Annotated in this window: 22 protein-coding genes and 2 tRNA genes; 3 read left to right on the top strand and 21 right to left on the bottom strand. The window is 73.1% G+C overall.

Going from position 1 to position 26,380, the window contains the following annotated elements; genetic code table 11:
* Positions 1-179: 179 nt before the first annotated feature.
* The 9 genes from holA to OG899_RS18290 form a co-directional block, all read right to left on the bottom strand.
* The gene (gene holA / locus OG899_RS18330) at positions 180-1,169 is read right to left on the bottom strand and encodes a DNA polymerase III subunit delta (protein ID WP_189343472.1); all 990 of its coding nucleotides are present in this window, start codon (positions 1,167-1,169) and stop codon (positions 180-182) included.
* 54 nt (positions 1,170-1,223) lie between these two features.
* On the bottom strand, positions 1,224-1,469 hold the full coding sequence (locus tag OG899_RS18325; protein ID WP_125497934.1) for a hypothetical protein: 246 nt from the start codon (positions 1,467-1,469) through the stop codon (positions 1,224-1,226).
* Between the two features lie 388 nt (positions 1,470-1,857).
* Complete coding sequence (locus tag OG899_RS18320) at positions 1,858-4,545, bottom strand: ComEC/Rec2 family competence protein (RefSeq protein ID WP_168132434.1); 2,688 nt, start codon at positions 4,543-4,545, stop codon at positions 1,858-1,860.
* Between the two features lie 134 nt (positions 4,546-4,679).
* The gene (locus tag OG899_RS18315) at positions 4,680-6,257 is read right to left on the bottom strand and encodes a helix-hairpin-helix domain-containing protein (protein WP_406311093.1); all 1,578 of its coding nucleotides are present in this window, start codon (positions 6,255-6,257) and stop codon (positions 4,680-4,682) included.
* Positions 6,258-6,606: 349 nt separating this feature from the next.
* Positions 6,607-7,452, bottom strand: coding sequence for a DegV family protein (locus OG899_RS18310; protein ID WP_125498382.1), 846 nt, complete (start codon positions 7,450-7,452; stop codon positions 6,607-6,609).
* A 71-nt stretch (positions 7,453-7,523) separates the two neighbouring features.
* On the bottom strand, positions 7,524-8,282 hold the full coding sequence (locus tag OG899_RS18305) for a hypothetical protein (RefSeq protein ID WP_406311092.1): 759 nt from the start codon (positions 8,280-8,282) through the stop codon (positions 7,524-7,526).
* Between the two features lie 314 nt (positions 8,283-8,596).
* On the bottom strand, positions 8,597-11,479 hold the full coding sequence (gene leuS / locus OG899_RS18300; protein WP_406311091.1) for a leucine--tRNA ligase: 2,883 nt from the start codon (positions 11,477-11,479) through the stop codon (positions 8,597-8,599).
* Positions 11,480-11,971: 492 nt separating this feature from the next.
* Positions 11,972-12,044, bottom strand: a tRNA-Ala gene (locus tag OG899_RS18295).
* A gap of 183 nt (positions 12,045-12,227) precedes the next feature.
* Complete coding sequence (locus OG899_RS18290; RefSeq protein ID WP_125498379.1) at positions 12,228-12,461, bottom strand: hypothetical protein; 234 nt, start codon at positions 12,459-12,461, stop codon at positions 12,228-12,230.
* Here OG899_RS18290 and OG899_RS18285 point away from each other — a divergent pair.
* Entirely contained in the window at positions 12,400-12,531 is a 132-nt protein-coding gene (locus OG899_RS18285; protein WP_260604110.1) for a hypothetical protein, read from the top strand. The two genes, OG899_RS18290 and OG899_RS18285, sit on opposite strands and share 62 nt — an antisense overlap.
* A 507-nt stretch (positions 12,532-13,038) precedes the next feature.
* On the opposite strand, the gene OG899_RS18280 is transcribed toward OG899_RS18285, so the two are convergent.
* The 7 genes from OG899_RS18280 to OG899_RS18250 form a co-directional block, all read right to left on the bottom strand.
* Positions 13,039-13,111: transfer RNA gene (locus tag OG899_RS18280), tRNA-Ala, on the bottom strand.
* Positions 13,112-13,253: 142 nt separating this feature from the next.
* Positions 13,254-13,931: a histidine phosphatase family protein gene (locus OG899_RS18275; protein WP_168132432.1), complete on the bottom strand. Its 678-nt coding sequence runs from the start codon at positions 13,929-13,931 to the stop codon at positions 13,254-13,256.
* Positions 13,922-14,368 carry a ribosome silencing factor gene (gene rsfS, locus OG899_RS18270; protein WP_125498377.1) on the bottom strand — a complete coding sequence of 149 codons (447 nt, stop codon included), beginning with the start codon at positions 14,366-14,368 and terminating at the stop codon, positions 13,922-13,924. Before rsfS ends, OG899_RS18275 begins: the two co-directional genes overlap by 10 nt.
* 78 nt (positions 14,369-14,446) lie before the next feature.
* Positions 14,447-16,324 carry a LytR C-terminal domain-containing protein gene (locus OG899_RS18265; protein ID WP_406311090.1) on the bottom strand — a complete coding sequence of 626 codons (1,878 nt, stop codon included), beginning with the start codon at positions 16,322-16,324 and terminating at the stop codon, positions 14,447-14,449.
* 16 nt (positions 16,325-16,340) lie between these two features.
* On the bottom strand, positions 16,341-17,021 hold the full coding sequence (gene nadD / locus OG899_RS18260) for a nicotinate-nucleotide adenylyltransferase (RefSeq protein WP_125498375.1): 681 nt from the start codon (positions 17,019-17,021) through the stop codon (positions 16,341-16,343).
* Positions 17,022-17,121: 100 nt separating this feature from the next.
* Positions 17,122-17,277 carry a hypothetical protein gene (locus OG899_RS18255; RefSeq protein ID WP_168132431.1) on the bottom strand — a complete coding sequence of 52 codons (156 nt, stop codon included), beginning with the start codon at positions 17,275-17,277 and terminating at the stop codon, positions 17,122-17,124.
* 199 nt (positions 17,278-17,476) lie between these two features.
* On the bottom strand, positions 17,477-17,638 hold the full coding sequence (locus tag OG899_RS18250) for a hypothetical protein (RefSeq protein WP_168132430.1): 162 nt from the start codon (positions 17,636-17,638) through the stop codon (positions 17,477-17,479).
* A gap of 99 nt (positions 17,639-17,737) precedes the next feature.
* Here OG899_RS18250 and OG899_RS18245 point away from each other — a divergent pair, with 99 nt between their 5' ends.
* Positions 17,738-18,898, top strand: a complete 1,161-nt coding sequence (locus tag OG899_RS18245; protein WP_168132429.1) for a M48 family metallopeptidase — start codon at positions 17,738-17,740, stop codon at positions 18,896-18,898.
* Between the two features lie 189 nt (positions 18,899-19,087).
* On the opposite strand, the gene OG899_RS18240 is transcribed toward OG899_RS18245, so the two are convergent.
* The 5 genes from OG899_RS18240 to proB all read right to left on the bottom strand — a co-directional run bounded on the left by OG899_RS18240 (position 19,088) and on the right by proB (position 24,397).
* Positions 19,088-20,155 (bottom strand): hypothetical protein, encoded by a 1,068-nt coding sequence (locus tag OG899_RS18240; RefSeq protein ID WP_125498373.1) that lies wholly within the window; start codon positions 20,153-20,155, stop codon positions 19,088-19,090.
* A gap of 124 nt (positions 20,156-20,279) precedes the next feature.
* Positions 20,280-20,873 (bottom strand): hypothetical protein, encoded by a 594-nt coding sequence (locus tag OG899_RS18235; RefSeq protein WP_125498372.1) that lies wholly within the window; start codon positions 20,871-20,873, stop codon positions 20,280-20,282.
* An 84-nt stretch (positions 20,874-20,957) separates the two neighbouring features.
* Entirely contained in the window at positions 20,958-22,244 is a 1,287-nt protein-coding gene (locus OG899_RS18230; protein ID WP_125498371.1) for a glutamate-5-semialdehyde dehydrogenase, read from the bottom strand.
* A 332-nt stretch (positions 22,245-22,576) separates the two neighbouring features.
* Complete coding sequence (locus OG899_RS18225) at positions 22,577-23,110, bottom strand: hypothetical protein (protein ID WP_125498370.1); 534 nt, start codon at positions 23,108-23,110, stop codon at positions 22,577-22,579.
* 159 nt (positions 23,111-23,269) lie between these two features.
* On the bottom strand, positions 23,270-24,397 hold the full coding sequence (proB, locus tag OG899_RS18220; protein ID WP_125498384.1) for a glutamate 5-kinase: 1,128 nt from the start codon (positions 24,395-24,397) through the stop codon (positions 23,270-23,272).
* Positions 24,398-25,823: 1,426 nt separating this feature from the next.
* Here proB and OG899_RS18215 point away from each other — a divergent pair.
* Positions 25,824-26,213 carry a hypothetical protein gene (locus OG899_RS18215; protein ID WP_125498369.1) on the top strand — a complete coding sequence of 130 codons (390 nt, stop codon included), beginning with the start codon at positions 25,824-25,826 and terminating at the stop codon, positions 26,211-26,213.
* The last annotated feature ends 167 nt before the right edge of the window (positions 26,214-26,380 follow it).

Below are 26,380 nucleotides of genomic sequence, written 5' to 3'. Positions count from 1 at the left end.
CGCGGCCGCAGTCGGACGGGCGAGCGCTGTCGGACGCGCGGCCGCGGTCGGACAGGCCGCCTGGCCGGTCCAGTCGGCACCGTCACCGGGGTGTCTCGCCGGCTTCAGGCGTGCTGCGCGGGCACCGAGTGGGCTCCGTCGACACCGGGTGCCTCGTCGGCTCCGGGCTTCCGGCTTCGTCAGGCCCGGCCCCGGGAACGGGCTGCCCGGGCGATCGTCACGACGGCTTGTTCCAGGGCGTATTCCGGGTCGTCGCCGCCGCCCTTCACCCCGGCGTCCGCCTCGGCGATCGCGCGCAGGGCCACGGCCACCCCGTCCGGGGACCAGCCGCGCATCTGCTGCCGGACCCGGTCGATCTTCCACGGCGGCATGCCCAGCTCCCGCGCCAGGTCGGCGGGGCGGCCACCCCGCACGGACATCAGCTTGCCGATCCCCCGCACGCCCTGCGCCAGTGCACTGGTGATCATCACAGGTGCCACGCCCGTGGCGAGCGACCACCGCAGTGCCTCCAGGGCCTCCGCCGCCTTCCCCTCCACGGCGCGGTCGGCGACGGTGAAGCTGGAGGCCTCGGCCCGTCCGGTGTAGTAGCGGCCCACGACGGCCTCGTCGATCGTGCCGTCGACGTCGGCGACGAGCTGGGCCACCGCGGAGGCCAGCTCCCGCAGGTCACTGCCGATGGCGTCGAGCAGCGCCTGGCACGCCTCGGACGTGGCCGTCCGTCCCAGGCTGCGGAACTCGCCCCGCACGAACGCCAGCCGGTCGGCCGGCTTGGTCATCTTCGGGCAGGCCACCTCGCGCGCCCCCGCCTTGCGGGCGGCGTCCAGCAGACCCTTGCCCTTGGCACCGCCCGCGTGCAGCAGCACCAGCGTGATCTCCTCGGCCGGTGCCGCCAGGTACGCCTTGACGTCCTTGACCGTGTCGGCCGGCAGGTCCTGCGCGTTGCGCACGACCACGACCTTGCGCTCGGCGAACAGCGAAGGGCTGGTCAGCTCGGCGAGCGTGCCGGGCCGCAGCTGCTCCGGGGTCAGGTCCCGTACATCGGTGCCGGCGTCGGCGGCCTTGGCGGCGGCCACCACTTCCTGCACGGCACGGTCGAGCAGCAGTTCCTCCTGGCCCACGGCCAGGGTCACCGGGGCGAGGGGATCGTCGTTCGCGGTCTTCCTGGGCATCGCGTCAAGCATCCCACGGGCCACCGACAAGATCACCGGCCGCAGGGGCGCCGGCTAGGGCTCCTCGCGCCAGCCGTCCCACTGCGCCGCGAACTCGTCCAGCTCTTCGGCATCCAGCCGTTCCTCCTCGTCCCGCAGGACCAGCAGCCACTGGGCGTCCTCGGCGTCGTCCTCCCCCGCCAGCGCCTCCCGGAGGGGCTGCGGCTCCTCGTCGAGGCCGAACCGCTCCCCGAGGGCGGCGGCCGCCTCCTCGGCGGCGTCGCGGTCCGGCAGCACCAGCACATGCCTCACGTCACTCACGCCCGCCATTGTCCGGCACCCGCGGAAACGGGCGGATCGGCACCCCCCGGGTGCCGGATCGTAGCGGTGCTGGTGGTCCTGAGCGGTGCTGTGGCTCTGGGCTGAGGCGCGCCGATCTCGACTGGCGCCGACCTGGGGCGATGTCGGCGACCGAGCGCTGCCAACCCCGAGGGGGGCGGGGCCCCCTCCCCCCTCCCCCACCCACCCCTCCCTCTCCCCGCCCCGCTGCCCTGCGCCACGCCGCCCCGCAGTCCCGGGACGGCGCGGGCAAGGCGGGCAGGGCAGCGGCACTGCCGGGCTGCGGCCTGGCGCGGAAGCCGAGCACCTCACCGACGACGAGCGTGCCGCCCTCGTCGCCTGCCCGGCGCGCGCCGGGCAGGCGGCCAGGTCAGTCGCGGGCCACCCGCAGTTCCCTGCCCGCGCCCGTGACCGCCAGGGCTCCGTCCCGGTCGGTCCGCAGCACCGCCGTGCCCTGCGCCCGCAGTGCCGCGATCGTGCCGGGCGCCGGATGCCCGTACGGGTTGCCGGCCCCGCAGGAGACCAGGGCCAGGCGCGGGGCCGCCAGCCGCAGCAGGTCCCAGCTCTGGTACGCCGAGCCGTGATGCGCGACCTTCAGCACGTCCACGCCCGCGAGGCGGGGCCCCGCGGACCGCAGCACCTCCTGCTGGGTCTGCGGCTCCAGGTCGCCGAGCAACAGCAGGCGCAGGGCACCGGAGCGGACGAGCAGGGTGACGCTGGCGTCGTTGGGGCCGTCCGGGGCGGGGGCCGGACGCGGCGGCCACAGCACCTGCCAGGCCAGGTCACCGATGCGGCGCTCCCCCCCGGCCGCCGCCACGGTGACCGGGACACCGTGGCGGGCCGCCTCCCGGCGGACGAAGGCCGCCTGGTCCTCGGGTTCGGCGTACCCGGTCGTCTCGATCGCGCCGACGGAACGCCCGCGCAGGACGCCCGGCAGACCGGCCACATGGTCGGCGTGGAAGTGGGTCAGCACCAGCAGCGGGATCCGGTCGATGCCGAGGTCGTGCAGACAGCGGTCCACGAGCTTCGGGTCCGGTCCCGCGTCCACCACGATGCCGGTGCCCGCTCCGGCCGCGAGCACCGTCGCGTCCCCCTGACCCACGTCGCACATGGCGTACCGCCAGCCCGGCGGCGGCCAGCCGGTGACCACCCGGGTCAGTGGTGGCGGCCGTACCACCGCCAGCACCAGCAGCACCGCGCAGGCCGCGCACAGCCAGGGGCGCGTGAGCAGCCTTCCGGCCACCGGCACGGCCACCGCGACCGCGAGGGCCAGCAGCAGCGCTCCGGCCCAGCTGCCCGGCCAGTCCACTCCGGCACCGGGCAGCGCCGCCCCGGTGCGGGCCACACCCGCGAGCCATCCGGCGGGCCAGCCGGCGCACCAGGCGAGCGCCTCGGCCACCGGCATCGCGAGCGGTGCGGCCGCCAGGGCCGCGAAGCCCAGCACGGTGGCGGGCGCGACCGCGGCCTCGGCGAGCAGATTGCACGGCACGGCGACCAGGCTGACCCGCGCCGACAGCACGGCGACGACCGGAGCGCACACCGCCTGTGCCGCGGCCGCCGCGGCGATCGCCTCGGCCGGACGGGCGGGCACCCGATGCCTGCGCAGCGCGGCACTCAGGCGTGGGGCCAGCGTGAGCAGGGCCCCGGTGGCCAGCACCGAGAGCAGGAAGCCGTAGCTGCGGGCCAGCCACGGGTCGTAGAGGACCAGCAGCAGCACGGCCGTCGCCAGGGCCGGCAGCAGCGATCTGCGGCGCCCGGTCGCCAGCGCGAGCAGCGCCACGGCACCGCATGCCGCCGCTCTCAGCACGCTCGGGTCGGGCCGGCACACGACGACGAACCCGGCGGTGAGCACTCCGCCGCACAGCGCGGTGGTGCGCAGCGTCAGGCCCAGCCGCGGGGCCAGTCCTCGGCGCTCGGCGCGCTGCGCCAGGCCGGGCGGGCCGATGAGCAGGGCGAGGAGGACGGTGAGGTTGCTCCCGGAGACGGCCAGGGTGTGGGCGAGGTCCGTCTCCTTGAACGCCTCGTCCAGCTCGGGCGTGATCCGTGAGGTGTCGCCGACCACCAGGGCCGGCAGCAGGGCCCGCGCATCCCCGGGCAGGTGGTCCGTGGCCACGCGCAGTCCGGCACGCAGCCGGCCCGCCAGCCGCTGCACTGTGGACGGTTCCCCGGTCGTCACGGGGGCCGCCTGCCCGCGGACCCGCAGCACCGCCGCGATGCCGTCGCCGTCGGTGCGCGGGGGCTCCAGCCGGCCGGTCACCCGGAGTCGTGTGGACGGCAGCAGCTCCAGCCAGGGCGAACGCGGCTCCGCCTCCTCGCGGCTCCCTGCGGCGCTCCCGTCGCGCGCGCCGCGGCTCCCCTGCCCCGGCGTTCCGGTGTCCACGAGCATCAGCACCGGGGTCCGGGTCGCCGTCGTGCCGGCCGCTCCCGTGCGGGCCACGCGCCGTACGTCGGCTTCGATCAGCACGACGGTCCGGGTCAGGTGGTCGCCGCTGACCCTGGGCCGGCTCACCCGGGGGTCGGAGGTCAGCCGGACCTCCGCGGTCACCGTGGCGTACTGCCGGGCCAGCTCCGGTACGGGGCCCCGTCGCAGGTCCGCCGCGTGCAGCCCTGCCGAGGCGGCGGATGCGGCGGCGCCGAGCAGCGCGGTCGCCGCCGTCGCGCGTGCCCAGACTCGGGGCCGGGAGGCTGTCCGGAGCTGTGTCCGCGTGGGCGTCGGGGGTCGGGGCTGCCGGTCGGGGCTGCCGTGTCGGGTGAGGCGGCTGCGGGCATCGCGTCGGCCGAGCAGGAGCACACCGGCGGTGGCCAGGCACAGGAGCACGAAGGCGGTCAGCCCGGACGCGGGAGCATCGACGGCCAGTGCGGCCGTGCCCCACGCGGCCAGAGCGGGCGGGACCAGGCGCAGGTCGGCCGGACCCTCCTGGCGGGGATGCGCGGCACCGAGCCGATGGCCGGAGGCCGCGTGCACCGGGGAGCGGGGGCGTGCGGCGGGCAGCGTGCGCTCCGGGACGGCCGGTGCCGGTCGTCCGGGCTGTGCTGGAGCGCCGCTGCGGGCGAGCATGCCGGTCGGAGCAGGGCCGCCGGGCCCGGGAGGTTCAACGGGCCGGGAAGGTCGGGCGGGCCCGGGAGGACCGGCGGGCACGACGAGTGCGGTCGGCGGCTCGGGGTGGCGGCTGGGCGTGGGCGGGCGGCGGATCATGGCGTCACCAGGTCGCGCAGATCGGCGTAGCGGCGGTCGCCGATGCCGGTGACCTGCCGCAGTTCCTCCACCGAGCGGAAGCCGCCGTGCTGGGTGCGGTAGTCGATGATGTGCCGGGCCAGGACGGGGCCGACTCCCGGCAGGGTCTGCAACTGCTCGGCGGTCGCGGTGTTCAGGGACACCGGGGCCGTGGGCGCCCCTGCCGCGCCGGCTGCCGTCGCGGCCGCCGCCGGACCGGGTGCAGGGGCGGGTCCGCCGACGACCACCTGTTCCCCGTCCACGAGGAAGCGGGCACGATTGAGGCCGCTCAGGTCGGTGCCGGGGCGCACCCCGCCGGCCGCGCGCAGCGCGTCGGCGACCCGGGAACCCGCCGGGAGGTGGTGGACCCCGGGATGCCGCACCTTGCCGCTGACGTCCACGACGATCCCCGGCCCGGGAGAGGCGCCCGGTGCGTCGGGCGATGCCGGGGCAGCGGGCGATGCGTGGCCGCGGTCCCCATGCGCCGCGGCGGGGGCGGCGGCGCGGACGACCTCCGGTGCCCGGACGTCCTGCGTGCGGCCGGACCAGAAGTGCTGCACGGCGACGACCACGGCCACGGCGAACACCACCGTGAGGGCGACCACATGACGCCGTTCGAGGCCGCACCGGGTCTGCATCCACAGCGGCAACCGCTCTGTGAGTGCCAGCCCGGCGCGCTCCGCCCGCCCCGGCATCTCGTCGTCGGCCGCGGCCTGGGCGTCCAGTCCTGTCGCCGGGGCGTCCGGCCCGGTCTTCTCGTCCTCCGGGTCGGTCGTCTCGGCACGAGTGGCGCCATGCCCCGTCCCGTCACGACCGGCCCCTTCGCCACCGGCGCTGTCTCGGCCTGTCCTGTTCCGACCGGGCCGACCGGGCCCCTCGCGGCCGGTTCCCTCGCGGCCGGTCCTGTCCCGGCTGGGCGGCGGCACGGCAAGGGCACTTGTGCCGAGGTACGCGCCGCTGTGCCCCGGCCCGCCCCCGGCCCACGGCTGGACCATGCCGGAGTCGACGACCCCGGATTCCACGACCTCGGGTTCGGCGACCCCGGACTCGGTGACCCCGGACTCGGTGACCCGAGCCTCGGCGGTTCGCTCCTGATCCGAGGTGAAGGCACCGGACGGGACGATGCCGGTGCGTGCCCAGGTCGGCGAGGGCCGTCGGCCCTCGGCCGGGGGCGGGGTGCCCGGGGCGGTCGTCGTGGGCACCCCGCCCGGGCGGGCGGCCGTCCGCCCGGGGGCCTTCGGGACCAGCGGCAGCCGGGAGCCGTCCCCCACCGTGGAGCGCGGAACGGAGAAGTCCGTCGCGGGCACCGGCGGAGATCCGGTGCCCGGCTCGCCCGTTCCGTTGGGGTGCTCCATGCCGTTGCAGTGCCTCATGTCGTTGAGGTGCTCGGTGAACAGCGCCTCGGCCCGGCGGCGCAGTTCGTCGGCGCGTGCCTGCCGGTGTCCGCGGCCGGTGCGGCCCGCCAGACGGCGGTGGCGGGTACGGCTGTCGGAACCTGGGCAGCGGCCCGGGCCGCTGGTGGCGGTTGCCGTCCGTGTGTGAGATCGACGTGCCATGGCAGGAGCATCGGGCAGAACCCCACCATGGCGGTGATCTTGGTGAATTTCCGTGGATGACAGCTCAGTTGTGGATATCTCCGCCACCCGTACGAGGGAATGCTCGGTCCAGGGATTGCCGTACAGCCGTACAAGGGTTTGCCGTACGCGGGAGCCGTACGAGGGACAGCCGCACGCGGGATTCCCCGTACCCGGCCGGCCCGATGGCCGGCCGTGTGTCACAACGGACGAGACCGTGTCTCACCAAGGCAAGGCAGGACAGTGCCCCTTGAGACAGTGACCCTCACCGGGTCGAGACCACGCCCTCACCGGGTCGAGACCACGCCCTCACCGGGTCGAGACCACGCCCTCACCGAGGCGAGACCACGACCCCCAACAGCCCGGGACCCGTGTGCGCACCGATGACCGCGCCGACCTCGCTCACATGCAGCTCGGCCAGGCCGGGCAGCCGGGCCCGCAGCCGGTCCGCGAGGGCCAGGGCCCGTTCCGGGGCGGCGAGATGGTGCACGGCGATGTCGACGCCCGGACCGCCGGCGTGCTCGGCCGCGATCTCCTCCAGGCGGGCGATCGCCCGGGATGCGGTGCGGACCTTCTCCAGCGGTTCGATGCGGCCGTCCCGCAGCTGCAGCAGCGGTTTGACGGCGAGCGCGGACCCGAGGAGGGCCTGCGCGGCGCCGATGCGACCGCCGCGCCGCAGATAGTCGAGCGTGTCGACATAGAAGTAGGCGGAGGTGTTCCCGGCGCGCTTCTCGGCGGCGGCGACCGCCTCGTCCACCGTGCCGCCCTGTTCGGCCGTCTCGGCGGCGGTCAGGGCGCAGAAGCCGAGGGCCATCGCGACCATCCCGGTGTCCACCACCCGTACCGGCACCGGGGCCTCGCGCGCGGCCAGCACTGCGGCGTCGTAGGTGCCCGACAGCTCGGCGGACAGGTGCAGGGAGACGATGGCCTCGGCGCCGGACCGGGCGACCTCGCGGTAGGTCTCGGCGAACAGCTCCGGGCTGGGGCGTGAGGTGGTGACGGGACGCCGCTTCTGCAGGGCCTGGGCCAGGGAGCGGGTGGAGATCTCGGTGCCCTCTTCGAGTGCTCTGTCACCGAGGACCACGGTCAGCGGGACCGTGGTGATGCCGTGGCGCTCCATCATCCGGTGCGGCAGGTAGGCCGTGGAATCGGTGACGATCGCGACATGGCGGGACATGAGCTGGAGGTTACCTGCCGTGGTGCCGGGGCGGCAGCCCAGCCCCTCTGACCGGGTGGGCCGCCGGCAGGTCATGTGGTGCTCTCGGGGCGGGCGTCCTTCATCCAGGAGGGGGTGAAGCGGCGGTGTGGTGCGGTCAGGGAGGGCCGGGACGGGTCGGGGCCGGTGGCCGGGCCGTGCGTCGGCTCCGTGGGCGTGGCCGTCGGCCCGCTCCGCGCCGACGGCTGCGCCCCGGCCGGGGGTGCGGGGTCGGCGGAGGGGGGTGCCGTCGGGTGTTGCGGGCCGGTCCCGGTCCAGTGGCGCAGGGCGTCGGACTCGATGTCGATCTGGGCGCTCAGCGTGTCCAGGTCGTCCTCGGCGAAGTGGCGGGCACGGTCGCGGGCGGCCCAGCGCAGCGAGTCGGCGGAGCGGGTGATCCGCCGGGTCCGCTCGCGCAGCGCGGGCAGCCGCTGGGCCAGCATGGCCTGGTCCGGCTCGTTCTCCAGGCTCTTCAGCTCGGCGTCCAGTTCCTGCCCGTGCGCCTTGAGACGCTCGAAGAGGGCGACGGACTCGCGCAGTGAGGGGTCCTCGCTCGCGTCCGTGCGCAGTGCGTCCTCGGTGGCGCGCAGCGAGGTGCGCAGCGTGAGCCGCAGCTCGGCCAGTTCGCCCGCGGCACCGGGCTGGAGGAGGGTCCTGGCGCGCAGGGTGTGGTCCTCCACCGCGCGCCTGGCCTGGCCGATGGTGCGGTCCACGCCCCGCTTGGCGGCGGTGACGGCCTTGACGGTGACGTAGGCGCCGAGCAGCAGGCAGAGCAGGAAGATCACGGCGAAGACGGTGACGACTGCTTCCACGGCGCTTCTCCTCGGCTGGTGACGGCACGGCCGCGACGCTCCTCCACGGTAAACGCAACGGGCAGGCCCGGGGTTCCCGAAGAACCCCGAACCTGCCCGTAAGGGATCACCCGGACGCCGTGCGTGCCGGTGGTCCCGGCGGGCGTCGTCCCGGGACGTCGCCCGCCGGCCGTGGCGGCGGCGTCGTGCAGGGCATGCCCTGGCATGCCCGCCGGTGGTCCCGGCGGGCGTCGTCCCGGGACGTCGCCCGCCGGCCGTGGCGGCGGCGTCGTGCAGGGCATGCCCTGGCATGCCCGCCGGTGGTCCCGGCGGTGTCACGCCGGGACGATGTTCACCAGCTTCGGCGCGCGCACGATCACCTTGCGGATGCCGGCGCCGCCCAGGGCCGCGACGACCTTCTCGTCGGCCAGCGCCACCTTCTCCAGCTCCTCCTCGGAGATGGACGGCGACACCTCCAGACGGGCCCGGACCTTGCCCTTGATCTGCACCACGCAGGTCACGGTCTCGTCCACGACGTACTGCGGGTCGGCCACCGGGAAGTCCTGGTGGACCACCGAGTCGGTGTGGCCCAGCTTGTGCCACAGCTCCTCGGCGATGTGCGGGGCCAGCGGGGCGACCATGAGCACCAGCGGCTCGGCGACCGAGCGCGGCACCGGGCCGCCGGACTTGGTCAGGTGGTTGTTCAGCTCGGTGATCTTGGCGATGGCGGTGTTGAACCGCATGTTCTCCAGGTCGCCGCGCACACCGTCGATGGCCTTGTGCAGCGCCCGCAGGGTCTCCTCGTCGGGTGCGGCGTCGGTGACGGTGACCTCGCCGGAGTTCTCGTCGACGATGTTGCGCCACAGCCGCTGCAGCAGACGGAACTGGCCGACGACCGCGCGCGTGTCCCACGGCCGGGAGACGTCCAGCGGGCCCATGGCCATCTCGTACAGGCGCAGCGTGTCGGCGCCGTACTCGGCGCAGATCTCGTCCGGCGTGACCGCGTTCTTCAGGGACTTGCCCATCTTGCCCAGCAGGCGGGTGACCTTCTCGCCCTGGTAGTAGTACGCGCCGTCGCGCTCCTCCACCTCGGCGGCCGGCACCGCGATGCCGCGCCGGTCCCGGTAGACGTAGGCCTGGATCATGCCCTGGTTGAACAGCTTGTGGAACGGCTCGGACGAGGACACGTGGCCCAGGTCGTACAGGACCTTCGACCAGAAGCGGGCGTAGAGCAGGTGCAGCACGGCGTGCTCGGCTCCGCCGACGTACAGGTCGACACCGCCGTGCGGGCGGCCCTCGCCCGGGCCCATCCAGTAGCGCTCGATCTCCGGGTCGACCAGCCGCTCGTCGTTGTGCGGGTCGAGGTAGCGCAGCTCGTACCAGCAGGAGCCCGCCCAGTTGGGCATGGTGTTGGTCTCGCGGCGGTACTTCTTCGGCCCGTCGCCCAGGTCGAGGGTGACGTCGACCCACTCCTTGTTGCGGGACAGCGGGGTCTCGGGCTGGGTGTCGGCGTCGTCCGGGTCGAAGGTGCGCGGGCTGTAGTCCTCGACCTCGGGCAGCTGCAGCGGCAGCATCGACTCGGGCAGGGCGTGGGCGACGCCGTCCTCGTCGTAGACGATCGGGAAGGGCTCGCCCCAGTAGCGCTGGCGGCTGAACAGCCAGTCGCGCAGGCGGTAGTTGACGGTGCCTTCGCCGATGCCGCGTTCCTCGAGCCAGGCGATGATGCGGGACTTGGCCTCGGCGACGCCCAGGCCGTCCAGCGTGACGCCCTCGCCGCTGGAGTTGACGATGGCCGCTTCGTGCGCGACGAACGCGTCGTCCCAGGTGGACGGGTCGGTGCCGCGGCCGTCGTTGGGCTCGACGACGCAGCGCATGGGCAGCTCGAAGGCGCGCGCGAAGGCGAAGTCGCGGCTGTCGTGCGCCGGGACGGCCATGATGGCGCCGGTGCCGTAGCCCATCAGCACGTAGTCGGCGATGAAGACGGGGATCTTCTCGCCGTTGACCGGGTTGGTGGCGTAGGCGCCGATGAAGACACCGGTCTTGTCCTTGGCCTCGGCCTGCCGCTCCACGTCGGACTTGGCCGCGGCCTGGGCGCGGTAGGCGGCGACGGCCTCGGTGGGCGTGGCGTGGCCGCCGGTCCAGGCCTCGCGGGTGCCCTCCGGCCAGGCGTCGGGGGTGAACTTCTCCACCAGCGGGTGCTCGGGCGCCAGCACCATGTAGGTGGCGCCGAACAGGGTGTCGGGGCGGGTGGTGAAGACGGTGATCTTCTCGCCGTCGATCGGGAAGTCCAGGCGGGCGCCCTCGCTGCGGCCGATCCAGTTGCGCTGCTGCAGCTTGATGGCCTCGGGCCAGTCCAGCTCGTCCAGGTCCTCCAGCAGCCGGTCGGCGTAGGCGGTGATGCGCATGTTCCACTGGCGCAGCTTGGCCTTGAACACCGGGAAGTTGCCGCGCTCGGAGCGGCCCTCGGCGGTGACCTCCTCGTTGGCGAGGACGGTGCCCAGGCCGGGGCACCAGTTGACCGGGGCGTCGGAGGCGTAGGCCAGGCGGAACTGGCTGAGCACGTCGGCCTGCTCGACGCGGCTCAGCTCCTTCCAGGGGCGGGTGTGCCCGGGGACGGGACGCTCACCGGACTCGAACTGGGCGACCAGCTCGGAGATCGGCCGGGCCTTGCGGGCCTTGTCGTCGTACCAGGAGTTGAAGATCTGCAGGAAGATCCACTGGGTCCACTTGTAGTACTGCGGGTCGATCGTGGCGAACGACCGGCGCTTGTCGTGGCCCAGGCCCAGCCGGCGCAGCTGGGACTTCATGTTCTCGATGTTGGCCTCGGTGGACACCCGCGGGTGCGTGCCGGTCTGCACGGCGTACTGCTCGGCGGGCAGGCCGAAGGCGTCGAAGCCGAGGGTGTGCAGCACGTTGTGGCCGGTCATGCGCTGGAACCGGGCGTAGACGTCGGTGGCGATGTAGCCCAGCGGGTGGCCGACGTGCAGGCCCGCACCCGACGGGTACGGGAACATGTCCATGATGAACTTCTTGGGGCGGGCCACCGCCTCGGGGTCGCCGGCCAGGTCGCCCTTCGGGTTCGGCGCCTCGTAGGTGCCCTCGGCGTCCCAGAAGTCCTGCCAGCGTGCCTCGATCTCGGCCGCCAGGGCGGCCGTGTAGCGGTGCGGCGCCGTCTGCGCCGACATGTCGGCGGTGACAGCGGAGTTCGTCTCGCTCATGATCCTCAAAGCTCCATCGATCGTCTCTGCCGGCCGCTCCGACTTTCGGAAATGAAAAATCCCCTCGCACAGGAGGGGACGCCGCGCCGATTCCGACCACCCGCTCTCCGGCGGTCGGCACTATTCAGCGCGGCTCGCTAAGCAGAAGGCGTACGGCACGCATGGCGTCAGGGTACCGCAGCCGCCGAGCCCACCGCGACGCACCCGGACCCGGGCTCGGGGCCGGACCCACCGAACGCCTGCCGGACGCCCACCAGGGGCGGGCGGGGCGCGGCCGCCGGGACGCGCGGGCGGGACGCCGGGCACGGCGGGTGTCGCGCCCGGTCCGGGAGGCGGCTCCGTCCCCGGTGGCGGACATCCGCTCGCCGGGTGAGGTGCCGTACCGAGGGCCGACCCCCGGGCACGGCACCGGCACCAGGCCCCTGCGGGACGGAAATGCCGGAGAACCCGAAAGGCGGGTCATCCGATCGGATGACCCGCCTTCGATTCCGGTGGAGCTAAGGAGAATTGAACTCCTGACCTCCTGCATGCCATGCAGGCGCTCTACCAACTGAGCTATAGCCCCTTGCTCTTACGATTCCCGCCCGGCGGACCGTGCGGTCTTCGTTTTCCCCGGGTTCCCCCGGCGACGTCGACAACATTACACGGTCCGGGGGGTGCAACACCAAATCCGTTTCCGGTCTGTCCGGAATGACCGTTAATTGCCATACGGCCGGGGCGCCCTCGCAGGTCCCCGGCCCGCGGCCGGTCACACCATGACGAACGAGTAGAACCGCTTCAACGTGCAGTACTCCTCCAGCAGCCGCCCGTAGATCGGCTCGCCCTCCAGTTCCCGGTACGTCTCGATCGGGTCGCCCGTGATGATCAGCGCCCGCGCGCACTCCTCGCACCAGTACTGGTACTCGGGGTTGACCGGGTCCATGTCACGCACGATCGGCGTGCCGCTGCCGCACCAGTCGCACTTCCGCCTGTGGGCACCCATCGATCAGCTCCAGCTGTGGCCGCAGGCCGTGCACACGTACGAGATCCCTCCGTCGTCCTCGAGGACTTGAGCCACATGCGATAAGCCGCGCGAGCGGCGGGCGAGACGCGTGGTGGTGCCGTGTGCCGGCGTCGTTGCGAGGAGGCCGGCGGCCTCCCCGTGGATGCAGGCAGGCATCGCTACTCCCTCCCGCCGGGCCGCGGTCCCTTCCGGCCGTTTGATTCTGCCACGGAGGCCGCTTCACGGTCAGCGACGCTTCGGTACCGGTACGGCTACGACGACGGCCCCCGCACGGACGGTCGGTGCCCGCGCCGGAAGCACGCCCGCGGCTCCCGCGGTCCGGCCCGCCACGCAGGTGCGGAGCGGGCCGGCGGCCGGTGTGCAGCCCGGCGCGGGGCGCGTGCAGGCGCGACCCGGCCCGGCAGCGACGGAGCGGCCGCGGGCCCGGGCGCGGGCGCGCGAGCCCAGGCGCGGGCGCGGAAGCGGAGCCGCGCGCACCGGGGCACGGACGCGGAGCCGCGACACACGCACGGAGAAACGAGAAATCCCGCCCCCTCGGAGGGACGGGATTCGTCCGTGGAGCTAAGGAGAATTGAACTCCTGACCTCCTGCATGCCATGCAGGCGCTCTACCAACTGAGCTATAGCCCCTGGTGTCACGCGGCGAACCGCGTGTCTTGTTCTTCCCGCTCGGCGGGGCGAACAAGAAGAACTTTAGCCTGAGCCCCGCCGGAAAGTGAAATCCGGGTCCGGCGCGGTGCCGCACGGCCGGTGCGCGCGGCCCCGGACGGCCTCAGTCGTCGTCGCCGAGGACCGGCTCCGGCAGGGTGCCGGCGTTGTGCTCCAGCAGCCGCCAGCCCGAGGGTCCCTGACCCAGGACGGACCAGCAGCAGTTGGACAGCCCGCCCAGGCTCTCCCAGTGACGGGGCTCGAGACCGAGCAGACGGCCGATGGTGGTGCGGATGGTGCCGCCGTGGCTGACGACCACGAGCGTGCCGTCCTCGGGCAGCTTCTCCACGTGTCGCAGCACCACCGGGGCGGCGCGGTCGGCGACCTCGGTCTCCAGTTCGCCGCCGCCGCGGCGCACCGGCTCGCCGCGCTTCCACGCGGCGTACTCCTCGCCGTGGCGGGCGAGGATCTCCTCGTGGGTCAGGCCCTGCCACACACCCGCGTAGGTCTCGCGCAGGCCCTCGTCCTGGGTGACGTCGAGGCCGGTGAGCGCCGCCAGCTCGGCGGCCGTGCGCACGGCCCGCTTCAGGTCGGAGGAGACGATCGCGTCGGGCCCGAGGGAGGCCAGCAGCCGGGCCGCGCGGCGGGCCTGCCGGATGCCGGTGTCGGTGAGTTCGACGTCCGTGGAGCCCTGGAAGCGGCGTTCGACGTTCCAGGAGGTCTGGCCGTGGCGCCACAGGATGATGCGGCGGCCCCGGCCCGGGGTCCGGGCCGCCGGCTCGGTGACGCCGCTCACCGCCACCCGCTCTCCGGCTCGGCCGAGCCCTCGGCGGCCTGGGTCCGGGCGTACTCCTCGGCCTTGCCGCGGGTGGCCTGGGCGTCGGCGGGCAGTTCGATCTCGGGGCAGTCCTTCCACAGCCGCTCCAGGGCGTAGAAGACCCGCTCCTCGTTGTGCTGCACGTGGACGACGATGTCCACGTAGTCGAGGAGCACCCAGCGGGCCTCGCGGTCGCCCTCGCGGCGCACCGGCTTGGCGCCGAGTTCCTTCAGCAGCCGCTCCTCGATCTCGTCGACGATCGACTTGACCTGGCGGTCGTTGGGCGCGGAGGCCAGCAGGAAGGCGTCCGTGATCGACAGCACGTCGCTGACGTCGTAGGCGATGACGTCGTGGGCGAGCTTGTCGGCCGCCGCCTGGGCGGCGGTCTTGATGAGCTGCAAAGAACGGTCGGTCGCGGTCACTACAGGGCTTTCCGTCGAAAGGTCACTTGCCTTCCAGGGTCTCACGGACCACCGGGGGCGCCTCGCCCCACGGCGGCCTCACCCGTCCGAGGCGGGCTTGTAGTCCTGGCCGAGGACGACCAGGACGTCCGCGCCGGAGCCGGTCGTGCCCTTCGTCACGCTGCCGTCGGGCAGGCCCAGGGTCTTGGCGACCTCGGCGGCGTTCTCCTCGTCGGCCGCGTCCGCGTAGATCACCTGGGAGGTGGCGAGCGCGTCGGCGGTGCCGCCCTCCAGGACGGTGAAGCCGCCGTTGAGGAGGGTGACGCGGGCCTGTTCCGTGCTGTCCTCGCTGCCGGTGGCGTTGCGCAGCGAGACCCGCACGGCCGACCCCTGCTCCGGGCTCTTCGCCGTGCCGCCCAGGATCGGCTCGACCACGCTCTCGCTGGTCTGCGCGCTGAGCGTGCCGTCGGCCTGCACGGGCAGCAGCGTGGTGCGGTAGTCGCCGCCCTTGGCGAGGTCGGAGAGCTTGGCGAGGAAGGTGCCGAGGTCCTTGTCGGTCAGCGACGGGTCGAGGATCTGCGCCAGGGTCTGCACGGTGACGGTCGCGGAGTCCGGATCGGAGGACATCTTCCGCAGCACGCCCTGCATCACCTGCCCGAACCGCTTCAGCTCGGCGTCCGAGGACTCGCCGGGGGCCCGGTAGGTGGCGTAGGCGACGGCCATCTTGCCGCTCAGGCTCTGGCCCTTGCCCTGGTGGACGAGGGGGGAGGTGTTCTTCTCGCCGGCGTCCGGGTCGGGCACGTCGGTGTCGGTGTCGGCCTCGATGCCGCCGACCAGGTCGACCAGGTTCTGCAGGTAGGGGGTGTCCAGGCGCCAGGTGCCCTGGATGCTGGTGCCCAGGACGGTGTCGAGCTGCTCGCGGGTGCCGGTGGACCCGTCGTCCTGCACGGACTTGGCGAGGGTGGTCGTGGTGCCGTCGTCGGCGGTCAGCGCCAGGGAGTTGGGCAGCAGCACGGTCGCGCCCTGCTTGGTGGTGGTGTTGTCCACCAGCAGTGCCGTCATGGTGCCGCCCTGGGCGGTGTCGTGCAGGTGGACGACGATCACGTCGCGTTTCTGGGCGCCCGCGGCGACGGAACCGCCCTGGCCGCCGGAGGACGGCAGGCCGGGCAGCTTCCCGGCGAGCGCGAGGTAGCCGACGCCGCCGATCACGACCAGGGCCAGCACCACGGCCAGGGCGATGAGACGGTTGCGGGCGCGACGCCGGGCCTCCTCCCGGCGCTCGGTGCGGTTCTCGGTGAACTTCAGCCAGTCGATGACGTCCTCGGAGTCGGCGTCCGGCTCCTCCACGAAGGCGAACTGCTCGGTGCGGTACTCCGGCTCCTCGGTGCGCTTGGTGTCCTGCCCGGTGCCGGAGCGGGGCGCGGACGCCTGCTGCTCGGGGCCCGACTGCTGCGGGACGTGGGCGGTCTGCCCGGCGTCCTGCGGCTGCTGTTGCTGTTGGGCCTGCTGGGCCTGCTGGGCCGCGTGCACGGTCTGCCCGGCGTCCTGCGGCTGCTGCCCGGCGGGCGCCGTCCGCCCGTAGGGGTCGTAGGACGCCCGGTCGTCGTAGGACGCCTGGTCGTAGGAGGTCTGGTCGTAGGAGGTCTGCGCGGCGACGCCGGGGGCCGCCTGGGTCCCGTAGGGGTCGTAGGTGCCGCCGGTGACGCCGTAGCCGCCGGGGGCGTGGTTCTGGTAGGGCTGCTGGTACGCGTCGTACGGCTGGTGCTGCTGTCCTGCGCCGGCGGCGTACGGGTCGTAGCCGTAGCCCTGCGCGGTCTGCGGATCCTGCCCGCCGTACGGGTCGTACGTCTGCTGCTCGTACGTCTGCTGCGAGCCGTGCTGTGCGGGGACCTGGCGGTACACCGGGCGGCCGTAGTCGTCGTAGCCGACGAGTTCGTAGCCCCCGCCCCCATACCCAGTGTCGTATCCGTCGTTCACCGGTGCCCCTCTCGGCTCACTCGCCGCGGTACAGCTCGCGTTTGTCGATGTAGCGCACGACCCCGTCGGGCACCAGATACCAGATGGGGTCCCCCTTGGCGACTCGCGCACGGCAGTCCGTGGAGGAGATGGCGAGGGCGGGGACCTCGACCAGGGAGACGCCGCCCTCGGGCAGCCCGGGGTCGTCGAGGTGGTGGCCGGGGCGGGTGACGCCGATGAAGTGGGCCAGGGAGAACAGTTCCTCCGTGTCGCGCCAGGTGAGGATCTGGGCGAGCGCGTCGGCTCCGGTGATGAAGAACAGATCGGTGTCGGGGTTCAGGGCCCGCAGTTCGCGCAGGGTGTCCACGGTGTAGGTGGGGCCGCCGCGGTCGATGTCGATGCGGCTGACGGAGAACTGCGGGTTCTCGGCGGTGGCGATGACCGTCATCAGATAGCGGTCCTCGGCCGGGGAGACACGGCGGTGGCTCTTCTGCCACGGCTGGCCGGTGGGGACGAACACCACCTCGTCCAGGTGGAACTGGGCGGCGACCTCGCTGGCGGCCACCAGGTGCCCGTGGTGGATCGGGTCGAACGTTCCGCCCATGACCCCCAGGCGGCGTCTGCCCGTCGACACCGGGCCGCTGCAACTGCACGGTCCGTGCTTGATGTGGTTCACCGTGTCACTCGCCGGACCGGTAGGCATGTCCTGCTCTCCCATGCGTGCAGACCCTACCGGCCCGGCCTGCGCACTCCGGCGGCGAGATGGCCGGGCACGGTCTCCGAGGCCCCGGGCGGTGTCCGGGGGCGGATGCGACGGGTCAGCGGTCCCGGTTGAACCGCGTGGTGATCCACAGCATGAGCAGCAGGATGACGAGCGCGGCGCCGCCCGTCACAGCCGGGTTCAGACTCTCGTGGCGGCCGCCTTCGGCCTCGGCGAGGTTGACCAACTGGGCAGCGGTGCTGTGGAAGCTCATCTTCGGCAGAACCTATCCGGGTGTGGGCGGGATAAAGACGTCGGCTCATCGTAAGCGCCCGCCGTCGGACGCCTCACGCCGACTCCACTGTTGCGGACCGCACGCCGGTGCTCCGACCTGCGCGGCCGGGTGCGGGCGGCGGCCTCCGCGGGGGGGGCTCGACGGCTGACGGAGGGGCCCGAAGGGGCCGCCGCGGCGGTCAGTCGTCGTCGCGCCGGTAGCCGCGCAGCAGCAGCCAGCCGACCAGGATGCAGCCCAGGACCATCACGACCAGGACGATCCGGAGGAGGTCACCCGATCCCTGCTGGGCGGCGGCCCCGGCGGCCTCGGTGAGCCGGTCGAGTGCGGGACGGTGCTCCATGGCTTTCTCCTTCGCTGTGCTGCCCGTCCACCGTATCTCCGCATAGGCTGGCAGCGACTTCGGGGGCACATCGGGCAGCTCGGACATCGAGGGGGAACCATGACGGACGACGGCGGTCGGCACGGCGGGCAGGGGCGGACACCCGGCCGACGGCGCTCACGCTTCCCGGACATCTCCTCGCGCGCCTGGGAGCATCCGGCCGACCGGTCCGCGCTGGTCGCCCTGCGCCGTCTCAGCGGCTTCGACACGGTGTTCAAGACCCTCAGCGGCCTGCTGCCCGAGCGCAGCCTGCGGCTGCTGTTCCTGTCGGACTCGGTGCGGGTGAGCGACGAGCAGTTCCCTCACCTGAACGACATGTTGCGGGACGCCTGCTACATCCTGGACCTGGAGAAGGTCCCCCCGATGTACGTCACCCAGGACCCGCAGCCGAACGCGATGTGCGTCGGCCTGGACGAGCCGGTGATCGTGATCACCACGGGCCTGCTGGAGCTGCTCGACGAGGAGGAGATGCGGGCGGTCGTCGGGCACGAGGTCGGGCACGCCCTGTCCGGCCACTCGGTGTACCGCACGATCCTGCTGTTCCTGACCGGCCTGGCCGTGCGGGTGGCATGGATCCCGCTGGGGAACATGGCGGTCATGGCGATCGTCACGGCGCTGCGCGAGTGGTTCCGCACGTCGGAACTGTCGGCCGACCGGGCGGGGCTGCTGGTCGGACAGGATCTGCAGGCGTCGCTGCGGGGCCTGATGAAGCTGGCGGGCGGTCACCATCTGCACGAGATGAACGTCGACGCGTTCCTGCGGCAGGCCGAGGAGTACGAGGAGGCCGGGGACCTGCGGGACTCCGTGCTGAAGATCCTCACTGTGCTGCCGCGCAGCCACCCGTTCACCGCCGTGCGGGCGGCGGAGCTGAACCGGTGGGCCGGCTCCCGCGACCACCAGCGCATCCTGGACGGGCACTATCCGCGGCGCGGCGAGGACAAGGACGCCTCGGTCGGCGGCTCCTTCCGCGAGTCGGCGGCGCACTACGCGAGCCAGGTGAAGAACTCCAAGGACCCGCTGATGAAACTGGTCGGCGATCTGGCGGGCGGTGCGGGCGACCTCGGCGAGCGCCTGCGGCGCGGCTTCGGCGGTTTCGGCGGCCCGGGCTTTCCGCGCAATGCCGGAAGCGATGCCGGAAAGGGCGGCCCGGAGGAACCTCCGCAGGAGGAGCCGCCCGGGCCCGCCGGGCCCGGGGACGGCGCGCCCCGCAACGGCGACTGACGCGGCGTGCACGGACGGCGCGGACGGCGCGGACGGTGCGTGCGGGGCGGGCGCGGACGGCGCGTGCGCCGGGGGCACGGCCCGTGCGCCCGACCGGCGGACCGCGCCTGCCGCAGCGGCGGCTCGTCCGGCGACGGCTCCCACCCGCGAGGTCGCCGGCGCCTCGCGCCCGTGGCCCGGCGGGCCGGCTCACACCTGGGGTTCGGCGGCCGGGGACAGGCTGCCGCACAGGGGCATGGCGCCGTCCCGGGCGTAGGGGTCGGTGCCCGAGGGGCCGTCGCCCTCGGCGGTCCGGCCGGCGAGGACCGGGGCGAACCGGGCCGCGGAGTCCTCGGCGCAGGACAGCGGGCCGGCCCGAACGTCGGAGAGCACGAGCTGGACCTGGTGGGCGCGCAGATCGTCACGGTCGAGGCGGAACTGCATCTCCCGCCGGACGGTGAACAGCGAAGCCTGCGCCGTACCGGAGGAGGCGGCCGGCTTCACCGCGTAGACGAAGGTGACGTCCGCGGTCACCTCCAGCACGGCCGGGTCGGCCTCCCGCACCTGCAGCGTGCCCTTGGTGCGGACCTGCGGGTCGGCGAGCCGGGCGCGGTCCGGGGCGAAGTGGACGAGCCAGCCGGTCAGGGCGTGCCGGCCGTCGGCGGCCGGGTGCGCGACGCTCTCGTCGAACTGGCCACGCTGATCCTTGTCGAGCAGGGACCGGACGCCGTCGTACCGGCCGGCGGTGAGCACCTCCGGGTCCAGGGAGGAGGCGACCAGGTACTCCCGGACGTAGCTCAGGGCGGTGAGGACCTGGCCGTCGGAGAAGTGCGCGGCGTCCCGGCGGGTGGGCAGCGCGATGCCCTCGGCTCCGGCGAGGTAGCCCTTGGCCGGGCTGTGCGCGTAGAGCCGGGCGGGGTCGTCGGCTCCGGGCACCGTGCCCTGCGGGGCGAGCGGGACGACGGTGGTCCGCGGCGGCACGGCGGGTCGCTGGGCCTGCGGGGCCGGGTTCGGGCCGCGCACCCCCATGTAGACCGCGGTGACGAAGGCGAGGACGACGAGCAGGACGAACAGCAGCGCCTGCCGGGGCAGTGCGTGGCGCACCCCGGGGCGGCGGCGCACGGCCGGGGTGTGGTCGGTGATCCGCTCCCGTGCGGAGTACTCCTGGAGCGGGGCAGCACGGACGAACGACTCGTCGAACACGATGGATCGGTATTCGTCCTCCGCGCCTGAGGGGCCCTCGGGCGTCCCCTCCGGCGGTTCTCCAGGCCCGCCCATGTCTTCAGGGTAGGCCGCCTCGATCGCTGGTGAACGGGCGCGTGCGGGTCAGGACCGAAAGCTTCCGGTCCGCATCGCGGGTGCGGGCTTGCGCCGGGGTCGCCCGGGCGCTCGACGGGGGCGCTCAGGGGGAGCGGGGGACCGCGGAGACGAGCGGCGGGGAGGAGTCGGCGGAGGCCGAGGGCTCGGCGCTGCCGTGTCCGAGGCCGGTGGAGGCGGGCGGCGGCGCCTGGTCGCGGCCGCCGGAGGAGGAGCCGCCGCGGTAGACCGCCGCGAAGGCGAGGGCGACCATCCCGATGCCCATCACCAGGGCGAGCACCCAGGCCACCGGGCGGTGCCAGCGCACCTGCCCGCCGAAGGGTCCGGTGCCGCCGAGGCGGCCGCGGGGCAGGCCCGTCCCGCCCGGGTCGTCCAGGTCGTGGTCGAAGCCGGCCCCGTCGGAGCCGTATCCGTCGTCGTAGCGCTCGCCCCGTGCGTGCGCGCGGCGGGCCTCGGTCTCGGAGGCCTCGGCGCGGGCCTGGGCAGCGGCCAGGAGGCGTTCGACGGCGCTCGGCTCATGGATCGTGGCCGCCCGTACGAAGGCCTCGTCGAAGACCACGGCGGCGGACTCTTCGTCCGGCCGTCCGCGGTCGTGGTCGTCGTCGGGCTCCCAGCCGTCAGGGAACGGCGTGCCCCCCACGTCCTCCGGCACGCATCCAGAGTAGACCTGGGGGGTCATTTTGGGCAGACGGTATGCAAATCCATCCGCAAGGTGAGACGCCGGTGCGCCGGGTGCACGGCGGGCGCACCGGCCGGGGCACGGTCAGCGCCGGATGTGTCCGTCGCCGGTGACGATGTACTTGGTGCTGGTCAGCTCGGGCAGGCCCATCGGGCCGCGGGCGTGCAGCTTCTGCGTGGAGATGCCGATCTCCGCGCCGAACCCGAACTGGCCGCCGTCGGTGAAGCGGGTGGAGGCGTTCACGGCGACGGTGGTGGAGTCCACCAGCTGGGTGAACCGGCGGGCGGCCTGCTGAGAGGAGGTGACGATCGCCTCGGTGTGCCCGGAGGACCACAGCCGGATGTGCGCCACCGCCTTGTCCAGCGAGTCGACCACGGCGGCTGCGATGTCGTACGACAGGTACTCGGTGTCCCAGTCGTCCGGGGTGGCCGGCACGACCGTGGCGCGGGATTCCTTGGCGTAGGCCATGACCCGCTCGTCGGCGTGCACGGTGACCCCGGCGTCGGCCAGCGCGTCCAGGGCGCGCGGCAGGAAGTCGGCGGCGATGTCCTGGTGGACGAGCAGGGTCTCGGCGGCGTTGCAGACGCTGGGGCGCTGCGCCTTGGAGTTGACGAGGATGTCCACGGCCATGTCGATGTCGGCGTCCGCGTCGACGTAGACGTGGCAGTTGCCGGTACCGGTCTCGATCACCGGGACGGTGGACTCGGTGACGACGGTGCGGATCAGCGAGGCGCCGCCGCGCGGGATGAGCACGTCGACCAGGCCGCGGGCGCGCATCAGCTCGTGCACGCTCTCCCGGCTCTCGCCCGGCACCAGCTGCACGGCGTCCGCGGGCAGGCCCGACCCGCCGACCGCGTCGCGGATGACCCGGACCAGGGCGGTGTTGGACTCGTAGGCGGAGGCGGAGCCGCGCAGCAGCACCGCGTTGCCGGACTTCAGGCACAGGGCGGCGGCATCCACGGTGACGTTGGGCCGGGCCTCGTAGATGATGCCGACCACGCCGAGCGGCACACGGACCTGGCGCAGATCCAGGCCGTTGGGCAGCGTGGAGCCGCGGACCACCTCGCCGACCGGGTCCGGCAGTGCCGCCACGTGACGCACGTCGGCGGCGATGGCGCGAACCCGCTCCGGGGTGAGGGTCAGCCGGTCCACGAGGGCGTCGCCGGTGCCGGCCGCGCGCGCCTTGGCGACGTCCCGCGCGTTGGCCTCGACGATCTCACTGGTACGGACCTCCAGGGCGTCCGCGATGGCCAGCAGCGCGTCGTCCTTCGTCACCCGCGGCAGCGGCGCCAGGTCGGCGGCGGCGGCCTTGGCCCGGTAGGCGGCCTGGGTGACCGGGGACATCGAGTCGTACGGCGAGAGCGTGGTCATGAGGGCAGCGTAGTGCGCGGCGCGGACGGCTTCAGCGGATGTTCCACACCGCGAGACGTCACGAGCCGGGACGAATCGGCCCGGCCGGGCGTGGGCCCTGCCGGTACCCGCCTGCGGCGCCTCGGGCGCCGGCGCGCGAGTACGGCGCGAGAGGCGCCTGCAGCCCTGGACCACGCGCCGGAGCCGCCCCGTCCGGCCCGGGCGTCCATGGGCGCGGGCGCCGGGGAAGGCTCCGGCGAGCGCCTGTACGCACCGGCACACCGCCCCTGGGCACGCCCGCGCCCCGCACGCGACCGGGCGCGCGGGCCGGCGCACCTGTCCGAACGGACCCGTCAGAACGGGTGCACACCCACCGGGGTGGCCGGCGGCGGGCCGTAGCCCTCGGCGAGCCGCTGATGGTAGGTGTCGCGGTCGACGACCTCCAGGCCGACGATCTCCCAGGGCGGCAGCTGGGCGCTGCGCCGGTGCTCGCCCCACAGGCGCAGTGCGACGGCGGCCGCGTCGTGCAGGTCGCGGGCCTCCTCCCAGTAGCGGATCTCCGCGTGGTCGTCGGCGTAGCGGCTGGTCAGCAGGAAGGGATGGTCGTGGGCGAGCTGTTCCAGGCCGCGCCGCACCTCCTCCAGCGGGGCCGGGGTGCCGCAGACCCGCAGGGTGATGTGCCACAGCCGGGCCAGGTCCGCGGGGCGGCCGTCGGCCTCGGACGTCTCGGGTTCTTCGCCCGCCTGCCGTGCCGGCCCGGCCGCATGGGCCCGTGCGAAGGGTCCGCCGGCCGTCAGGCCGGCCAGGACGCGTCCCTCGCCGGCCGCACGGGACGGGGACCCGCCGGTACCACCGCGGGACGCCGCCCCCGGGCGTACTCGTTGCACGACGGCCTCCTTCTCCCAGTGCCCACCCGGGCGTACGCCGGGTGCTCGTACGGGCTGTTACCTCCGGGACAAAGTGCAGCAGGCCGCGCGGCTCCGCGGGGCGGTTTCACGGAACGTCCCCAGCCGTTCGAACCGAGGGCGTGGGGACGTTTCGGCGCATTACGGCTCCAGCAGTGCCAGGTCGTCCCTGTGTACGACCTCGCGTTCGTATGCCGGTCCCAGTTCGCGGGCCAGCTCCCGGGTGGAGCGGCCGATCAGCCGGGGGATCTCCTTGGCGTCGAAGTTGACGAGGCCACGGGCCACCGCGCGGCCGGCGGTGTCGCGCAGCTCGACCGGATCGCCGGCGTTGAAGTCGCCCTCGACGGCGGCGATGCCGGCCGGGAGCAGCGACTTGCGGTGCTCGACGACGGCGCGGACCGCTCCGTCGTCGAGGGTGAGCGCGCCCTGCGGGGAGGAGGCGTGCTTCAGCCACAGCAGCCGGTCGGCGGAACGCTTGCCGGTGGGGTGGAAGTAGGTGCCGGTGTCCCTGCCCGCGAGGGCGTCGGCGGCGTGGACGGCGCTGGTGAGCACCACGGGGATGCCGGCGGCGGCCGCGATCCGGGCGGCCTCGACCTTGGTGACCATGCCGCCGGTGCCGACGCCGGCCTTCCCGGCGCTGCCGATCTCGACGCCCTCCAGGTCGGCCGGGGAGCGTACGTCGGTTATCCGCGAGGTGCCGGGCCTGCTGGGGTCGCCGTCGTAGACGCCGTCCACATCGGACAGCAGCACCAGCAGGTCGGCGTGGACGAGGTGGGCGACGAGCGCGGCGAGGCGGTCGTTGTCGCCGAAGCGGATCTCGTCGGTGGCGACGGTGTCGTTCTCGTTGACCACCGGCAGGGCGCCCATCGCCAGAAGCTTGTCCAGGGTGCGCGAGGCGTTGCGATGGTGGGCGCGACGGCTGGTGTCGTCGCCGGTCAGCAGGATCTGGCCGACGCGGATGCCGTAGCGGGCGAAGGAGGCGGTGTAGCGAGCCACGAGCAGGCCCTGGCCGACGCTCGCGGCGGCCTGTTGGCGGGCCAGGTCCCTGGGGCGGCGGCGCAGCCCGAGGGGGGCCAGCCCGGCGGCGATGGCACCGGAGGAGACCAGGACGATCTCCCGCTCGCCGTGGTTGCGGCTCTTGGCGAGGACGTCGACGAGGGCGTCCACACGGTCGGCGTCCAGTCCGCCGGCCGCGGTGGTCAGCGACGACGATCCCACCTTGACGACGATTCTGCGGGCCTCGCGCACGGCCTGCCGCGCCCCTGCCACGTTGCTGTCCGTCTCCTCACGCCGTTGCTGCTGTTCACCGGTGTCCACGTGCCGAATTTACGCGAAGGGGGTGGGCCGACACGCACCGCGTCCAGTACGCGGACATACACCGTCCAACCGCCCGGCCGCCGCCCCTTCGCTCAGCGGCGGAAAACGGCACGATGCGAGGAACGGTCGAGGATCATCGTGACGGGTCGATATCGGACGGGACCGTACCCGGCTCGAGGGCAGACGCCAGTACATGGCCTCGAGCTGCGAACGTACCTCGAGGTCCCCTCCCACGCGACGAGGGCGCGGGTGCGGGACATCGAGGAAGCCGCCCCATATGCCGTGCGGGCCCTGCGCATTTCCCGTCCCCGCAGGGCTCGCACGTGTTTTGTCTGGCGTCAGGAATGACCTTGTAGTCTTCCAGTAGATCGAAGTACCGAACCGCCCAACCGGACCCCAGCTCCTCCGCCACACGCCGGGCAAGCATCTCACCCCGCCTGACGAACGCGATCTCAGCCTCGGGGGAGGGGAACTCAGCCGATCCGTCTCTCCTGTCGAAGATGCCGTCGCATTCAGCCGAGTCATTGTGACGTCGCTGGCAGCCATCTCATCGGGAAGCCGCATCGTTGGGGCCGAGGACCGTCCCGACTGCCTCCTTGGGCAGCGAATTCGAGGGGTGCGGGCGCGATGGGGGCAGCCGGCCAGAGCACAGGGCGGAGGGTTGTCCCGGGTCCGGTACAGGTAGCACTGCGGCGGGTGCGGTACCGTCCGCCCGATTCCGACTCGGGAGCAGAAGGAGGGCATGCCGACCGCGACGCGTCCGGCACCGCCAGGCGGGGGTCTCGCGACACAGGTCGTCGCACTCACCGGCAAGTCGGTGACCGTTCCGGTCCGTTCGCCCGGGCACGACGCATGGGGCTCGGAGTGCGGTGAGCACCACGGCAGCCACCCGTCCGACTGCGGCGCATGCCTCACCGGCCGCACGGGGTGTACGGGCTCTCCCGCGCTGTTCGCACACAGCATCGCCAAGAACTGAACACCCCGTACACATGACGTGATCACTTCATCGAATCACATTCACATGTTCTTCGCAACCAGCATCGTCCGGCATGTTCTGACATGCACACCCATAACGTCGGTGTGTTGTTTCACACCCCTCTGTAGACCATCTGACTCCTGGCCACGTTCGTTGCATCGGGCTTAAGTTCCCCCGCAGCTCGTTGACACACCCAGGTGCCCGTCACCCGTGAGGGCGCAACTGGCACGAGGCGTACGACGAGGGGGGAACATACTTGAACACCACCTACTGGAGCAGACGGCGCGTCCTCGGCGCCATCGCGGCCACGGCAGCCCTCAGCGCGACCACGAGTCTCACGTCCCTCGAACGGAACTGAGGGGACATACGCGCCCCCTAGCCCTGCACCAGAAAGGACCTGCTGTGCTCGCGCACCTTCCCTTGCCGTGGCTGCTGCTCATGGCCGCTTGCGCCACTGCTCTGTTCGGCTGGGAGATGCACAGGTGCGCAAAGCATCGTGCGGTGACGGTGGCGATGGTTGTGGCGTCGGTCGCGTGCTGTCTCGGGATGATCGTCATCGGCGGAGTACAGCCCCAGCACTACAGCGCCCCGCAGATGCTGGTCTTGTACTCCTTCACGTGGACGGGTGCCGCCATAGGCTGGCATCCGTCCAAGAAGATGTGGGCCGAATGGCTCGATGAATGGCGTCGAGGCATCCGGAGAGATCACTACGCGTGGCCCCGGAAATACATGGCCATCCTCCTCTGTTCGACCCTTGTCGCAGCGTTCGCGGGAATCATTCTCAGCTCTTGAGGCAGGCGAAGACCCCGTTCCCGTCACACTCATTCGCCCACTTCTGAGCTTCCATTCTCCCGAACCTCGAACGCGGTGACGGCCGCGACGACCTCGCCACCTTCCACGGCTACGAGGACGGCCGGGTCGCGACCATCACCTGGACCACCAAGGCGGACGGAAGCCTG

The organism is Streptomyces thermoviolaceus, from assembly GCF_045209695.1.
Taxonomy (GTDB): Bacteria; Actinomycetota; Actinomycetes; order Streptomycetales; family Streptomycetaceae; genus Streptomyces; species Streptomyces thermoviolaceus.
Note: the sequence above shows the minus strand (reverse complement) of the source record. Positions and strands in the feature narration are given on the sequence as shown.

Coding starts and splice junctions, on each gene's coding strand:
- holA (WP_189343472.1), bottom strand. CDS start 1,169: ATGCCCAGGAAGACCGCGAACGACGATCCCCTCGCCCCGGTGACCCTG.
- OG899_RS18320 (WP_168132434.1), bottom strand. CDS start 4,545: ATGCTCGCCCGCAGCGGCGCTCCAGCACAGCCCGGACGACCGGCACCG.
- OG899_RS18315 (WP_406311093.1), bottom strand. CDS start 6,257: ATGGCACGTCGATCTCACACACGGACGGCAACCGCCACCAGCGGCCCG.
- OG899_RS18310 (WP_125498382.1), bottom strand. CDS start 7,452: ATGTCCCGCCATGTCGCGATCGTCACCGATTCCACGGCCTACCTGCCG.
- leuS (WP_406311091.1), bottom strand. CDS start 11,479: ATGAGCGAGACGAACTCCGCTGTCACCGCCGACATGTCGGCGCAGACG.
- OG899_RS18285 (WP_260604110.1), top strand. CDS start 12,400: ATGTCACGCACGATCGGCGTGCCGCTGCCGCACCAGTCGCACTTCCGC.
- OG899_RS18290 (WP_125498379.1), bottom strand. CDS start 12,461: ATGGGTGCCCACAGGCGGAAGTGCGACTGGTGCGGCAGCGGCACGCCG.
- nadD (WP_125498375.1), bottom strand. CDS start 17,021: ATGGGAGAGCAGGACATGCCTACCGGTCCGGCGAGTGACACGGTGAAC.
- OG899_RS18255 (WP_168132431.1), bottom strand. CDS start 17,277: ATGAGCTTCCACAGCACCGCTGCCCAGTTGGTCAACCTCGCCGAGGCC.
- OG899_RS18250 (WP_168132430.1), bottom strand. CDS start 17,638: ATGGAGCACCGTCCCGCACTCGACCGGCTCACCGAGGCCGCCGGGGCC.
- OG899_RS18245 (WP_168132429.1), top strand. CDS start 17,738: ATGACGGACGACGGCGGTCGGCACGGCGGGCAGGGGCGGACACCCGGC.
- OG899_RS18240 (WP_125498373.1), bottom strand. CDS start 20,155: ATGGGCGGGCCTGGAGAACCGCCGGAGGGGACGCCCGAGGGCCCCTCA.
- OG899_RS18235 (WP_125498372.1), bottom strand. CDS start 20,873: ATGACCCCCCAGGTCTACTCTGGATGCGTGCCGGAGGACGTGGGGGGC.
- OG899_RS18230 (WP_125498371.1), bottom strand. CDS start 22,244: ATGACCACGCTCTCGCCGTACGACTCGATGTCCCCGGTCACCCAGGCC.